Source organism: Sinorhizobium medicae, assembly GCF_007827695.1.
GTDB lineage: Bacteria > Pseudomonadota > Alphaproteobacteria > Rhizobiales > Rhizobiaceae > Sinorhizobium > Sinorhizobium medicae.
Map to the genome: position 1 here is coordinate 1 of NZ_VITA01000043.1, position 14,214 is coordinate 14,214.

At 57.9% G+C, this 14,214-nt stretch carries 13 protein-coding genes and 2 pseudogenes; 8 read left to right on the top strand and 7 right to left on the bottom strand.

The window, feature by feature from the left end:
* The 3 genes and pseudogenes from FB009_RS31700 to FB009_RS31715 form a co-directional block, all read left to right on the top strand.
* Positions 1-663, top strand: a 663-nt coding sequence (locus FB009_RS31700) for a Crp/Fnr family transcriptional regulator (protein ID WP_234888313.1), incomplete at its 5' end; no start/stop codon positions are given.
* 60 nt (positions 664-723) lie between these two features.
* Positions 724-1,123: pseudogene (locus tag FB009_RS33870) on the top strand (KUP/HAK/KT family potassium transporter); the annotation flags it as partial.
* Between the two features lie 629 nt (positions 1,124-1,752).
* Positions 1,753-2,631, top strand: a complete 879-nt coding sequence (locus tag FB009_RS31715) for an NmrA family NAD(P)-binding protein (RefSeq protein ID WP_011970541.1) — start codon at positions 1,753-1,755, stop codon at positions 2,629-2,631.
* A 56-nt stretch (positions 2,632-2,687) separates the two neighbouring features.
* On the opposite strand, the gene FB009_RS31720 is transcribed toward FB009_RS31715, so the two are convergent.
* A complete protein-coding gene (locus tag FB009_RS31720) occupies positions 2,688-3,218 on the bottom strand; it encodes a MarR family winged helix-turn-helix transcriptional regulator (protein WP_011970540.1) in 531 nt (176 codons plus the stop codon).
* A 152-nt stretch (positions 3,219-3,370) separates the two neighbouring features.
* On the opposite strand from FB009_RS31720, the gene FB009_RS31725 reads away from it, so the two are divergent.
* The 3 genes and pseudogenes from FB009_RS31725 (at position 3,371) to FB009_RS31735 (ending at position 4,883) form a co-directional block, all read left to right on the top strand.
* Positions 3,371-3,706 (top strand): cupin domain-containing protein, encoded by a 336-nt coding sequence (locus FB009_RS31725; protein ID WP_011970539.1) that lies wholly within the window; start codon positions 3,371-3,373, stop codon positions 3,704-3,706.
* A gap of 32 nt (positions 3,707-3,738) precedes the next feature.
* Positions 3,739-4,141, top strand: a pseudogene (locus FB009_RS33560) (VOC family protein); the annotation flags it as partial.
* A gap of 100 nt (positions 4,142-4,241) precedes the next feature.
* Entirely contained in the window at positions 4,242-4,883 is a 642-nt protein-coding gene (locus FB009_RS31735; RefSeq protein WP_011970538.1) for a LysE family translocator, read from the top strand.
* A gap of 202 nt (positions 4,884-5,085) precedes the next feature.
* Here FB009_RS31735 and FB009_RS31740 read toward each other — a convergent pair whose 3' ends face one another.
* The 5 genes from FB009_RS31740 to dctP all read right to left on the bottom strand — a co-directional run bounded on the left by FB009_RS31740 (position 5,086) and on the right by dctP (position 11,198).
* Positions 5,086-5,490, bottom strand: a complete 405-nt coding sequence (locus FB009_RS31740) for a DUF1428 domain-containing protein (RefSeq protein ID WP_011970537.1) — start codon at positions 5,488-5,490, stop codon at positions 5,086-5,088.
* Positions 5,491-7,859: 2,369 nt separating this feature from the next.
* The gene (locus FB009_RS31750; RefSeq protein ID WP_011970536.1) at positions 7,860-8,300 is read right to left on the bottom strand and encodes a type II 3-dehydroquinate dehydratase; all 441 of its coding nucleotides are present in this window, start codon (positions 8,298-8,300) and stop codon (positions 7,860-7,862) included.
* A gap of 11 nt (positions 8,301-8,311) precedes the next feature.
* Positions 8,312-9,613 (bottom strand): TRAP transporter large permease, encoded by a 1,302-nt coding sequence (locus tag FB009_RS31755; RefSeq protein ID WP_011970535.1) that lies wholly within the window; start codon positions 9,611-9,613, stop codon positions 8,312-8,314.
* Positions 9,610-10,128, bottom strand: coding sequence for a TRAP transporter small permease (locus FB009_RS31760; RefSeq protein WP_011970534.1), 519 nt, complete (start codon positions 10,126-10,128; stop codon positions 9,610-9,612). Before FB009_RS31760 ends, FB009_RS31755 begins: the two co-directional genes overlap by 4 nt.
* An 83-nt stretch (positions 10,129-10,211) precedes the next feature.
* The gene (gene dctP / locus FB009_RS31765) at positions 10,212-11,198 is read right to left on the bottom strand and encodes a TRAP transporter substrate-binding protein DctP (RefSeq protein ID WP_011970533.1); all 987 of its coding nucleotides are present in this window, start codon (positions 11,196-11,198) and stop codon (positions 10,212-10,214) included.
* A gap of 228 nt (positions 11,199-11,426) precedes the next feature.
* On the opposite strand from dctP, the gene FB009_RS31770 reads away from it, so the two are divergent.
* Positions 11,427-12,083 carry a GntR family transcriptional regulator gene (locus FB009_RS31770; RefSeq protein ID WP_026183685.1) on the top strand — a complete coding sequence of 219 codons (657 nt, stop codon included), beginning with the start codon at positions 11,427-11,429 and terminating at the stop codon, positions 12,081-12,083.
* Positions 12,084-12,363: 280 nt separating this feature from the next.
* On the opposite strand, the gene FB009_RS31780 is transcribed toward FB009_RS31770, so the two are convergent.
* Complete coding sequence (locus FB009_RS31780) at positions 12,364-13,263, bottom strand: shikimate dehydrogenase (protein ID WP_011970530.1); 900 nt, start codon at positions 13,261-13,263, stop codon at positions 12,364-12,366.
* A 182-nt stretch (positions 13,264-13,445) separates the two neighbouring features.
* On the opposite strand from FB009_RS31780, the gene FB009_RS31785 reads away from it, so the two are divergent.
* Positions 13,446-14,108, top strand: coding sequence for a TetR family transcriptional regulator (locus FB009_RS31785; RefSeq protein WP_011970529.1), 663 nt, complete (start codon positions 13,446-13,448; stop codon positions 14,106-14,108).
* Positions 14,109-14,214: the final 106 nt, after the last annotated feature.

The following is a 14,214-nucleotide window of genomic DNA, read 5'->3' on the forward strand; positions in this document are numbered from 1 at the left end:
GCTGATGAATTCGGGAGGCGCAACCAGCCCGCCTCCCTGAATGAAGCCGAAAAACTCCAGCCTCCGCTGGTCCAGAAACCTGGAGCGGTTCAAAACCGCCGAGGCTCTAATCGCCGCTGGATGAAAGTTCAGTGGCAGGTCAAGGGCAACAAAGCCGAGGCGGGCATCTTCGGGAGTGAAGGTTACATCCCGACTTCTGCTGCTATGGGTGTGGAGCTCAGTGTGCACGACATCATCATGCAGATCGAAGGAAACGCCTACCGCATGGAGTTCAACGCATTCCGGAAGTGGATGGATCGCAACCGGAACTTCTCCAGGGTGATGATCCGATGCATTGAGGCCTTCTCGATTCAGCTTACCTACACTGCCATTTCCAACGCGTTGCACGGAGTTGACGAGAGATTAGCCAGGTGGCTTCTGATGTGTCACGATCGTGTATCAGGCGACGAAATTCCTCTGACGCACGAGTTTATTTCGCTGATGCTTGCGGTTCGCCGTCCAAGCGTCACAACGTCGCTCCACGTCCTTGAAGGCAACGGTTTCATTCGCTCGAACAGGGGCAACATCATTATCCGACACAGGCAAGCCCTCGAAGAGTTCGCCCGGGATGCCTACGGCAAACCGGAGGCGGAATACCGCCGACTTATGACTGGGCTCTTCTGAACCCGCGAAGATACGCATCCCGCCCGCCCTGCTGCAAAATATTCCTGCCGTCGCCAGCCACCGGCAGTTCTGCCGCAAAACATCAGGCACAATCGCGTCCTTCATCAGCACGACGTCACCCTGACCTCCAAGACTGCCAGGGTCCCGTACGTGCCCGAGGAGGATCGCTATATAATTACAAAGCTGTCTCACCGGTTCAGCCTATTGGAGCTAAAGTTCGGCTTCATGAGACGATCAGAATGTCTGAAGGGCGCTGGCGAAAGGAGGTTTCAAGTTCGAGATCAAGTCGACGTCCTTCTATCTCGGCCGGCACAAGCTGATTGCAGACCTCCGGGCAGCACTGCTCCAATGGCAAGACAAGCTCTTCATACCGATGGCCGACCCAGCGATTTATCCGACCGTGTACTTCCATCTGCCCGCAAACCGAGCCGACGAGCTGGAAGAGCAGGTCACCATCTAAGTGCGCACTCCACGTTCGGGAGCGGCATCACTAAGCATCAGCGCGCGGAGCTTGATCTGCACCCAGTTGAAGGAACCTTTCAACAAACAAGCGGTTTGAAGAGCGTTCCTATTTCAGACGGATGTTCTCCTCTGAATGTTGGCTTAGTGGACAGCACAAGTCGACCAACTGCAGCGCTCCTTTTAGTCTACCGGGGGCGCTGCCTTTCTTCGCGGATCTTAGCTTTCGACAGGTGCATGCGGAACGATGCCTTCGCGGCGCGAAACCATGTGGCGCGGATCCGCGGTGCGGTGGTGGCCAAGGAATCGAAACTATGTCGCCGATCTCGAGGCAATCAGCGCCGAGGCCGTGGCGAACAATTTCATAAGAGGATCCGGCGAGTTCTCGCCGCTCGAAGCACCCGGCTCATTCGTGTACAGGCCGTGCGCGAACTTTGCCGAGAGCGTCGTCTCTGCGCGGACCAAAGAAGCTTGGAGTTTTCGAGCGCCAGGCGAGGCCGATAGCTGCCGGCCGAAAGGTTGCGTAAAGATCGATACTCGCCACACTGGGAACTGAGAACTTGTAACCGACGTTTGTCGCACCAACGGCGAACTAGCGCGATCTCGAAGGAAGAAAATGCGGAGCTGACAATGCACATCATCATGGGTGGTACGGGTCATGTCGGCTCGGCCACTGCTGCGAACCTGCTGAAGCGCGGAGAGGCGGTGGCGATCCTTACACGTCATGCCGACCGCGCCGGTGAGTGGCGCGCGCGGGGTGCCGAAATCATTGAAGCGAATGCGGAGGATGTGCCCTCGTTGTGCGCCGCGTTCCGGCGGGGCAGGCGCGCCTTCCTGCTCAACCCCCCGGCCGACACGACCAAGGACACGGATACTGTCGAACGGCGCACCGCCGCCAACCTCCTCGTTGCTCTGGAGGGTTCAGGCTTAGAGAAGGTCGTCGCCGCGTCCACAGGCGGCGCACAGCCCGGAAATCGTATCGGCGATCTCAACGTCCTGTGGGAGCTTGAGGAAGGCTTGCGCCGGCAATCCATTCCGGCTGCGATCAACCGGGGAGCCTATTACATGAGCAACTGGGACGACCTTCTCGATGTGGTTCGACGGGACGGCGTTCTGCCGACGATGTTTCCCGAGGATACGGTCATCCCCATGGTCGCGCCTCGCGATCTGGGCGAGGCAGCAGCCGAGCGGCTATTGTCTTCGGTCAACGACGTCGGGGTCTGGTATGTCGAAGGCCCCGAGCGCTATTCGCCACGCGATGTGGCAAGGGCGTTCTCCCTAGCGCTCGACCAACCGGTGAGGTTGGCCATCACGCCACGAGACCAGTGGAAGCAGGCCTTTCTCTGTCTTGGTTTCTCGGAACCGGCGGCCGCATCCTACACCCGGATGACCGAGGTCAGCGTCGATAGCGGATTCGACCTAACCGATGACCCCTGGTGTGGTTCGACATCGCTGGACTCCTACATTCGGGAGCTCGTCGCAAGATCGGGGACAGCCGAGGGTGGCTAGGCCGCTTCAGCCATGACACACGGGGGCAAATTTACGACCGCCCCCGATGATGCGCCTCAACAGCCTGCCTCGATTCCGGCGATCAGTTTGCGCAACAGCCCCGCGAGCATTTGCCGTTCCTGCGCGTCAAGCGGTTCGAGAAATCTCCGTTCATTCGCCATATCGGCTCTAAAGGCCTGTTCGGCGCGAGCAGCGCCCTCCTGGGTTAGTACAACGTGCACGCTGCGCCCGTCGCGCGGCGCTTTCTCGCGCCTGATCAGGCCTGCCTTCTCCAGGCGATCGAGCCGATGCGTGAGGCCGCCGGAGGAGAGCATCAACGAGGTGTAAAGCTCGGTCGGGGTCAACCGGTAGGGCGGTCCGGAGCGGCGCAAGGTGGCTATCACGTCGAACTCGCCACGATCGAGGCCGAACGCTGCGAAGGTCGCCTCGATGCTGGGGCCTATGAGGTTCGATAGCCGCTTGGCGCGCCCGAAGATCGCCATCGCTTCGGTGTCGAGATCGGGGAGCTCGCGCGCCCATTGGCCGCGAAGCCGATCCACATGGTCGGTGACGCTCTGCCCGTCATCCTCTGTCACTACGTCTGTCATGCCTGTCCCTGCCATTGAACGAACGCACGCGTGCCGTTCGCACAATGCAACATATCTCGACAAGAAGATAGGTGTCTTGACACGAAGATAGTTTTAAGAGAGATATCTTCTCGCAAAGATATTTTTCACGTTCTTCAGGAAGGGAGAATCCGATGCTTGCAGTCCTTCGCCATCAAGACCCGCAGCCGGGCGAAAGCCGCACCGTTCGCTTCGAAGGGCGGGACTACGGGAGCCAAGTATCGATCTTCCTCGTTGATGCTGATCCCGGTCGAGGGGTCGCGCTTCATGTGCATCCCTATTCGGAGACATGGGTCGTGAAGAAGGGAGAAGCCGAATTCACCGTGGGCGGCGAGAAAACCAGGGCTTTGCCTGGCGATATTATCGTGGCCGCCCCCGATGTCCCGCACCGATTCGAAAATGTCGGCGCCGGCAGGCTGGAACTCGTCTGCATCCACCCCAATGAGACCTTCATCCAGGAATTCCTCTGAGAGGAATTTTAGAAAGCCGCAAGAAGAGGCGCATGCCCAAGATGGTATTTGTAAACCTGCCCGTGAGGGATCTCGCAGTCGCAACGCGCTTCTACGAGGCGATCGGCTGCGAGAAGAACCAGCAGTTCAGCGATCAGAACGCGGCCTCGATGGTTGGTCGGACTCCATCACCTTCCAACTGCTGGACGCACGACTTTTCAAGACCTTCGCGGCGTAGCCGATCGCCGATGCGCGTGAGACCGTCGGCGCCTCACTGCGCTGTCGCGCGATAGCCACGAGGAGGTGGATGCCATCACCGAGGCGGCCGCCTCCGCCGGCGGCAGGGCGGACGTGCGGGAACGCCAGGATACGGGGTTCATGTACGGCAGAGCCTTCGAGGATCCCGATAGCCACGTCTTCAAAGCAATGTGGATGGATATCGAGGCCGCATCCAGCGAATGTGTGAGTAGATATCGTCGATTCGGACAGGCTGCATCTGCGGCTTGTCGGTTTGCGGTTCGCTCGGATCATTCAAAACGGAAAGGACGCAAGTCTCATGTCTACGACTGCTGCTCTCTTCGGAATTCTCGGTGCTATCTTGATCGGAGCGATCAGTCCCGGACCGAGTTTCGTTCTCGTATCCAGAATAGCCATCACCGGATCCCGGCTCGACGGACTCGCTGCTGCTGCCGGCATGGGACTGGGCGGTGCCCTGTTCGGCATCCTGGCACTTGCGGGATTAAGCGCGCTGCTGCTCCAGGTTGAATGGTTCTACATGACCCTGAAGCTCATCGGTGGTGCTTATCTTGTCTATCTGGGCATTCGCATCTGGCGCGGTGCGGACGCGCCCCTTTCTGCCGATACGTCTGTCGTCTTTCAGAGAAAATCGGTTTGGCGATCTTTCACCTTCGCCCTCGTCACGCAGATCAGCAATCCGAAGACAGCTATCGTGTATGGAAGCTTCTTCGCGGCCTTACTGCCGGCTTCGCCGCCGGATTGGCTGCTCCTATCCCTCCCGCCGATGATCTTCCTTGTTGAAGCTGCGTGGTATGCCGCCGTTGCGCTCGCGTTTTCCGCCAATAGACCGCGCGGGGTCTATCTCCATTTCAAAGAATGGATCGACCGGATCGCCGGCGGTGTCATTGTCGCCCTGGGATTGCGGCTGCTCACGGAGGGCTTGCAGTCGCAGAAAGCGTAGAGGCTGTCCAAGAAGCGCGGCTGCTGCGAAAGTCTGACATTCCGCAAGGTTGCGCGCGAGACTGGCGGCTTGGTGGAAAGTGAAGGTCTCTCATGTTCGAGCACCACGAAATCTCAATCTGCGATGATCAGGTCAGCTTCTGACAAAACATCCTTCTCGGGAGAGAGCGTGACTTGAAGTTCATGCCCTCGCCGCGAGAGTGTCAGGTATCGAGCAGCTTGGCGAACCCGCCTGCGACCAAGCGAGCGCCCTCGCAGATCGCCTTTTCGCCATCCTCCGGCTGAACACGCGGATCGGCCAGCACGCGCGGCAGCAGGTCGTCGCGAGCGTCTTTGCTCGGCCACTCGGTCCAGGACAAAATAAGGGTTTCTCCCTCTTTGGTGGCTGCCGCTGCGTTGAAATCGCGGAGCTCGGCGCCCTGAACATCAGCTTGCGCGCCCTCGGCATGGAACTGCGTGCCATCCGTCGTCTCGGGATCGAGGATGCAATCAATCACACGAAGCGCCCCGTATTCGCGATAGACCTTGGCCATCCGCTGCGAGAACAGCTTGTAGGCATCCAGCTTGGCGGTGGGAACCGGAACAAGATAGCAGTCGAAATAGGACATGGCTTTCCTCGTCATCACATACATTGTTCATTCTGGTGGGCGCCCAGCGGCCTCAACTTCCTTCGATGCAATCGTCCACCACATCGGCCTCACCACAGTGAAGGCCAAGTCCTCTTCTGGCGCCCCGCCGCGATCTCCGCTCCGCAGACGAAGACGCGGCCCGCCGGCGGTGTGTTATCGAAAACGACTACGCTGGCGGCGGCGGTCCGGAAGGACGGTTGAAGACAGCAGAGCTGTAGCTGGTTCCGCCCGGGCGGGGTATCCGTGTGCTCCACTCGATACATCATGCGATCTCTTGAGCACCGAAGGATTGCATCGCAGCTCTCGATCTTCGGCAGGCATGCGCTCAAGCGCGTATGAGCATGGACTCGCCTGGAGCGGGCGCGGCATCCAAAGCTTCAGCTCCTGAAGTATCGTGTCGTCGCTTCCTGCATGCCTAGCCGTCGCACTCATGAAACCGTTCGGTGGCTGGCATGCGCAGAGCGCAAAACGCAGGTGTGGCGTGGCCGAGCTGCTCGTCGATCCTACTGTGGCAAGCCGAGTGGTTACCCTCGCCTTGAACGGAGGCGGACCACCGGCCAACGTCGCTGCGAGCCAACTCCCGGGGAATAATGTCTTGTTCACTTTATGCGCTGACCACCAACCCGATCGCGCAAGCTCGAGGCATCTATTTGAACGCATTGCGGCTCATGGCTCCCTCCCCGCGCCAGCAGAATAGGAGACGCTGCACGGCCGTCGATTTCGGGCAAGCTACGTTGCTCGGCCAAAACCTAGCTTCCGCAGGACCGCTTGTGCACGCTCAAATGCCGCTAGGAGGGCGCATTCAGCGTCGACCAATTGACGCAAAAGACTGCAGCGTTGCTCCACAATCATCCGATATCTGGCGGCAAGCGCGTCTAGCTCTGCTGCAGGCGCCTTCTCGGCCTGCCGATCAACCCATTCCTGCAGTATCGCTCGCGCTTGCCCGTCAAGTTCGTGCTTCCGCTGTCGAAGCCGGTCGGCGTGGCATTCTGCCTTATTGTACCGTTTGAGCGCCATCGCAGCTTCAAGTCTCAACCTCATCGGGAGTGGCCCGACAAGTGGGTTGGCTTTTCCCATGAATTTTAGCTCCGCCCACAAGCATGGACTCCCTCTGTTCGGACATTGTTTAGAATCTGGAACAAGATTACAAGCGCACAACCGGAAGACGCCGGCCGAAAAGAGACCCCGGGTGGCAATGACGCACTCACCGTTTCTGAAGTGTTGAATGCACCGTCCGCTCTATCTCACAGGCTCTGCTCAGGATTGCGGCTCTACGAGAAAGCTTCTGCTTGAATTACCTGTCCAAGCTGAACGGTGGAGTGGCCGTGATTGACCTCCGCGTGATCTGCAATGAGGGCAGCGATTTCGCCATGCCACCGAGCCCTCAGAAAAGGGCGGGAGCAAGATCGCTGCCCTCATTGCGGATGGGAGGAGCTATGTCTGCACGACGCCGCAAGGCGCGGGTACGCGCTCATACAGAAGGGGTTGAACGATATCGCGGCTGGCAACGGAAAATTTCCGAGAGGGCAGTTTCGCCGGCAGACGCCATGGCCGCGCTCCTGGTGGGGCTCTTCGTCTTTGCATCGAACGCGGGCTACGGTGGCGACAGCTCAGCATATCCTTATTCCGAAAATCTCGGACAGCGTGACGTTTTTCCGGGGCCACCTGGGCCGCCATGACGCAATTGAATCATGCCCTAGAGGCTGCTATTTGAGACAAAGGCGCAGCTAAACGCGACCGGAATTTTTGGTAATGTGAACTGAGACACTCCCCGGTCGTCCGCCGGCCTGTTAACTTTGTAGCGCTTCTTCTTCGGAAGCCGAGTTCCAAAGGCGTCAGCTGACGACCCGAGTCCTCACGGATTAGGTCGTCTACTGTGCCTGTGCTTCTTTCTGGACTATTCCCAGCTCCTCCAGCAATTCCGGGGGTAGGAAGCATCTGGCCCATCCCGCGCACTCTTCTTGCGGATGCCCTTGCGGAAACTGAAACAGCTTCCAATCCTGCCATTTCCCGAGACTTCAACCAGTTGCCGCCCTGAAGGATCACATCGACAATTCGTTGACGCGTTGACGCTCGCCCTTGGAGGTAGCCTCTGACCTGATCGCGCCCTAACTGCCATCGTGGTCGCTACGCTCGGTATCGCCTGTGTTGCGAGATAAGTCCTCCCGCCGCCAGTGCCTCTGTTTCAATCCTCGCGCAGGCTCCGCCGCACGCTGTCGAGGACGGCCAAGAAGGTTGGCGAACGACGGTTTGTTCGCCGTCGAGAAGTGTTGGTCACTGCGGGGCGCATAAGTGGCGAAGACGTCCTGCTGCCATCACGAGAACAGTTAGATGGAGTCGTGGGTGCGCTACCACCTCTGTTTCATGATCAGCATCTCCAGCGCCTTTACAGCCAGCGGATATCCCTCCGCCCCCAGCCCTGCCATTACGGTGGTCGCCGTCATTGAGACATAGGAGCGGTGATAAATAGGCTCGCGGCGATGAACGTTGCTGATGTGGAATTCTATGATCGGCCCCTTGAACATCTTGAGGGCATCTAGGAGAGCGATCGAGGTGAATGTGAAGGCGGCAGGATTGATAATAATCCCGTCGCCCTCGTCGATTGCTTCATGAACCCAGTCGATCAACCGCTCTTCGCTGTTGGTCTGACGAAACTCTACCGGCCGATCTCCCGCCGCCTCCCGGCACCAGGCCTCGACCTCGGCCAGTGTCGTCGTCCCGTAGATTTCAGGCTCTCGCTTGCCAAGGCGGTTGAGGTTTGGCCCGTTAAGAACGTAGATCGGCTTCATGATCACTCCCATCAGCCCTGGTATCCAAGCAGCCTTGGCAGCCAGAGCACGCTGTCAGGCACAAATGTTATGAAGATCAGGCACACCACCATCCAAAATAGAAAGGGTCCGGTATCTACGATGATGCTCTTGATCGGTGCTCCAGATATGTTCGCCACGATGAACAGCAGCAAACCGTATGGCGGCGTTACCAGGCCCAGCATGATGTTGACGACCACGACAACGCCAAAGTGGACAAGGTCAATGCCAAGGGCCTGCGCTGTAGGTATGAACACCGGCACGATGATTAGCAGGATCGCGGTTCCCTCGAGCAGGCAACCGAGAACGAGCAGAGTGACGTTCACGAGGATCAGGAAGCCAGCCGGGCTCAACTCCCACCCGGTCAACAGAACCCGGATTGAGTGGGGAATGTTTTCGATCGTGACGACATAGTTGAAGACCAATGCACCGGCGATCAGCATGCCGATCGAGGCCGTCGACTTGGCGCTTGCCGCAAGTGAGCCGTAGAAGTCTTTGAGGCTGATGCTGCGGTAGAGGACGACCGATATGATGAGAGCGTAAGCAGCAGCGATGGCCGCTGCCTCGGTCGGCGTGGTAACGCCGGAATAGATGCAACCGAGCAACACAACGGGCATCATCAGCGCCGGAAAGGCCCGGACGGTGATTCCCGGAATCTCGCGAAGCGGCACCGGTTCTTCAACCGGGAAATTTTTACGCCGGGCAGTGATCACTACCTGCACCATTTGCAGAACGGCCATCAAAAGCCCCGGTACCATGCCGGCTAGAAAGAGATAGCCGATGGACGCATCTGAAACGAGGGAATAGATGATCATCGGGATCGATGGCGGGATGATCGGGCCAACGACAGCGGTCACGGCGGTTAGGGCGGCCGCAAAGCTCGGTGTGTAGCGGCCGTCGCGCGTCATCATACTCTGCATCATCTTGCCACTGCCTGCGGCGTCGGCGATCGCCGAGCCGGACATGCCGGCAAAGATGATGCTTTGGACAATGTTAACTTGGGCGAGACCGCCGCGGAAACGCCCGACGAGGACGTTGCAAAATTTGAGCAGGCGCTCGGTCATGGATCCCACGTTCATGAATTCCGCCGCCAGGATGAACAGCGGCACCGCCAGGATGACGTAGTTCGAATACATACCGTTGAGAAACTGCTCGGCTACAATTCCCATGTCTGCTCCGGCAAGCCAGAGGTAGAGAATCGAGCCGCTGATCATTGAGAGGCCGATCGGTAGCCCCATGAACGCGAGCACGGTTATGACCACCACCGTGATGGAGAACGGACTTGCCAAATTCATACGCCGGAGCCTGCTTTAGTGGGATCAAAAGCGTCGGGCGCCCTGCCGCGGATAGCCTGTATAGCCAGCCAGATATATCGAAGGATCATTGAAATCGCGAAGATCACGTAGATGGAGTAGAGATAGTCGAAGCGGATCTTCAGGTAGGCCGTGCTCTCCACCTTCATGAAAGTCACGTAGTCGATGACCGCCGGCAGCGAGATGCCGAACAGGAAGATCAACGCTGCCGCGCAGATTATCTGCATGACACGCCGCGATCGGTCGCTTGCGCCGCTCCAGATGAGGTCAAAGCGGATCTCGTCTACTTCGCGCACCACGAAGGCGGATCCGAATAGGACGATCCATATCCAAAGGGCGACGCTGACTTCGTGCGTCCAACCGATGGAAAGATTAAGCGCATAGCGGAAAATGATCTGCAGCGTGAAGACGATGAACATCGTCAGAAGCATCAGGCAGAGAAGATTCTCCGCACGCCGTCTCAACCATCCACCGATGGCCAGCAGTTTGGGTGGCATGTTGATTTCTCCAGAGACGGCAGGGCGATGATCGGGTCCCGCCTTCGCCGCCCTTTATAATCTAGCAGCTAGGTAGCCGCACTTTAAAGGCCAGCTACCTTCTCCAGGATGCCTTCCGGCCACGACTTGGCGAGCTCGGAATTCACATACTTCTCCTGAGCGAACTTCCGAAAAGCCTCGATGTCAGGCTCGTAAATCTGCAGACCCGCAGCCTTGAACTCTTCAACCAGCGCTTTCTCCTGTGCGACATGCTTCTCTTCGCTGAACTTCATTGCCTTGTCGGCCGCCGCTTGAAACGCCTGCTGCTCTTCCGGCGCCATCTCATTCCAGACCTCGTTTGAGATCACCAGCAAGTCATAGCCGATCAGGTGCGACGTCATAATGATCTGCGACATCACTTCGTAGAACTTCATGTTCTTCACGTTCGGCAGCGGGTTGTCCTGACCGTCGATCGCACCGGTCTGGAGTGCTGTGTAGACCTCAGCATAAGCCACCGGCACAGGATTGGCGCCGAGAGCTTCACCGAGGAACTGCCATGCGTCGCCGCCGGGCATACGCAGCTTGATGCCTGCCATGTCCTGTGGCGTCGTGATCTTCTTTTCCGGCTTCAGACCGATCTGTCGCGCGCCAAAATAGGTTGGTCCAAGAATGTGGATGCCGAGCCGGTCTTCAGCCATCTTCTTGAACTCGGCGCCGACATCGCTGTTGAAGAAGGCGCTGAGATGTGCCGCGTCGCGGAACAGATATGCAGATGTCAGCACCGACCACTCTGGGATCTGCTTGGAGATATCCTGAGGTGCGATATTGCCCATCTGGAGGTTGCCACGCTGGATCGCAACGAGCTCTGTACCCTGCTTGAAGAGATTCCCACCGTAATAGGGCTCGAGCGTGAAATCGTTTTTGATATCCGCCGCCAGCATCTTGGTCATCTCGGCGCGGATATCCTGCTCCGAGAAAACAGCCGAAAACTTCAAAACAGGCTTGTCCTGCGCCAGGACGGGTGCGGCGAATGCTGCTGCAGCGAGCATGGTCGCGCCGACAAGATAGCGGCGAGTCATGTTGAAAGTCATATTCTCTCCTCCGAGTTGATTTTCTGCCATCCAATGGACAGCTGCCTCCTCATCGTTGGCCGGTCCCGGCCACCCTCGGTCAATATGTACGAAATAGTCCGTTTAATCAATGTTGTGCAGACAGCATGACGCAGCGAGGAAATGAGTCAACAATTTTCCTCCTATATTTCATTTAATATCGGATATATAAACTTTTACATGATACATTACCGCGACAGCGCCAAGAGAATGACAAACGAAACAGCGGGTGAACTCGCCTTGCGGCGGATCCGGGAGGATCTGATCTCGGGCGCTCTGCCACCAGGTTCAAAGATCAAATTGGAACAGGCCAGAGATCGCTACTCTGTAAGCGTCTCGACCCTCAGAGAGATCCTCAGTCGCCTGACCACGGAGAACCTGGTAATCGCTGAAGGCCAACGTGGATTTGAGGTAAGCCCCGCGTCTCGGCGGGAACTTCTGGAACTGGCTGATTTGCGAATATTATTGGAGTGCCACGCCATTGGCCTCTCCTTCGCTGCTGGCGATCTTGATTGGGAAGCGCGCCTCGTCTCGGCGCACCACAAACTGTCGGCCGTAGAGCGAAGTCTGTTAGGCGGCGATCCTTCTCGAACCTTGGAATGGGTGCGGTACGACTGGGAGTTCCATCAGGCGATGGTATCGGCCTGCAATTCAGCGACCCTGATGGCCACGCTGTCGTCCGTCTTCGACCGCTTCCTACGCTATCACCTTCTCGCCCAAAGCTTCCGAGGCAAGCCCGTGGTTGATGACCACAAGAGGTTGTTCGAGCTCGCCATGAACCGAGATCTCGCGGGCGCATGCGCAATGCTCACCAAGCATGTTCAAAACGGGGCAGCTCATGTCCTGAAGAGCGGCCGCATCCCTTGAATGGCGCCGATTTCGCCTTTAGATCGCTTTGATCCGCTCTAGCACCCCGCCCGGCCAAGAAGAGAACAGCGGCGAGTCCAAGTCCTACTAGGTTCGGAGTGCCTAGGTCTGGCTCGTATACGCGCCAGTCCACTGCTATTTGAAGAAGCCCACCAGTTCCTTCCCCTGCCTCGGGTACTCTTCGGTTTCCAACCCGCCTTGGCGATCCCTCCAGTTTTTGGGCAGTTCGGCACTTATTGAGACGGTTGCGATCGAGTTGAGACGGTTGCGATCGAGCTCCTCATCGGCCATCCCCTGGCGCGACTGCGGATCTACCGGGAGTGCGCGTCATCTCTTCAAAATGCTTCAGCATCCGCTCGGCATTGGGTTCGACGCCGGTAAAGAGCCGAAAAGCCTTCACAGCCTGGAAGACCGCCATGCCCCCACCATTCAGGGTCCGACACCCGCGGCGGCCTGCCTCGATCACCAGTTCAGTGCTCAATGGGAAGTAGACGACCTCGGCCACCCACAAGGAAAAGCGCAGAAGATCAGCGGGCACGGGCAGGCCTGGATACTTGGCCATCCCCGTCGGCGTGGCATGGATCAGCCCTGAGGCAGTTGCCATTGCCCCTGACAGGTCGGCCCCAGCCTTAATGAACGCATTCGGAAAATGCCGCTGCATATTCTCAACCAATGCCAGCGAGCGGCTTTCGTCCTGGTCGAATATCGTCAGTCCGGCCGCTCCGGAGCGGAGAATAGCGAAGGCGGTGGCCGCACCTGCGCCACCCGCTCCAAGCTGTACCACCGAGGTCAGATCAGCACGAGGCAAGCCACGGCGGAAGCTTTCAGCAAAGCCCCACCAGTCGGTGTTATGCCCATGCCTTCGCCCACCTCGAAGGACAATAGTATTGACCGCGCCAAGAGCCACCGCCTCGTCTGACAACGTGTCAAGGAACTCGATTACTTGTTGCTTGAATGGGTGCGTAATGTTCAGGCCGCCGAGGCCCCGCCCCTCCGCTTCCGCGAGAAGATTGGTGAGAGGCTCGCTACTGCCAACGACTCCGTCCAGGTCGAATAAATCGTAAAAGTACTCGAAACCTTGCGCCCTTCCCTCTGCCATATGCAAGGCTGGCGTCAAGGACGCTTGAATGCCCTTTCCGATTAGTCCGGCTTTGAAAGACGCAATGCCGACATTTTTCATACAACGTTAAACGCCAGCCCTGGACGATGTCGAACATGTCCTGGCAGTGGCGCCCCTCAAACGCATTATCGCCGAAAGTTGATAATGTACTAACCAGTACGTGTCAATCGAGGTTCCATTGAAAGCAGAGACCAAGCTGAATATGAAGTGGTTGCAAATGGGGCGAGCGTGCCCCCGAGCGGATGGGTAAGATGGCCAAGCTTGTTGAACGAGAAAGTCGAAAGAACGACCCGCAGAAGACCAAGGAGGACATTCTGAACATAGCTACCGAGGAGTTCTCTGCCTTTGGCCTCTCGGGCGCCCGAGTGGACGCCATCGCTGAGAAAACACGCACCTCCAAGCGGATGATCTACTACTACTTCGGCAGCAAGGAAGGTCTTTATCTCGCGGTACTTGAAAAGGCGTATCGCAAGATCCGTTCGCTCGAAGCCGATCTTGAGCTCGCTGACTTGCCCCCCGTCGAAGCGCTACGGACACTGATCGCCAGCACATTCGACCACGATGAGAAGAACCCGGACTTCGTTCGGCTTGTTAGCATCGAGAACATCCATCATGCGAGCCATATGAAGCGGTCATCAGAGATCGGTGAACTCAACCTTTCCATCGTCAGGACGATTGACGAGATCCTAGACCGAGGCCGCAGGGAAGGCGTCTTCCGCCGCGACATTGACGCCATCGATCTGCATATGCTTATCAGCGCGTTCTGCTTCTTCCGCGTGTCCAACCGGTACACCTTCGGCACCATCTTTCATCGCGAACTGTCAGAACCGGATCTTTACAACCGCCACAAGCAGATGATTGCGGACGCCGTTACCGCCTATGTGACGTGCCAGCCAAAACTCTGATTAGGTCCCCTGTGCAGCGCGACAACCAAGATGAGACGCGCATTGCCTCGCCGAAACTGTTCCCGAATATTCAACCGTTGCCTCACATAATTTGCTCCCTACCGAG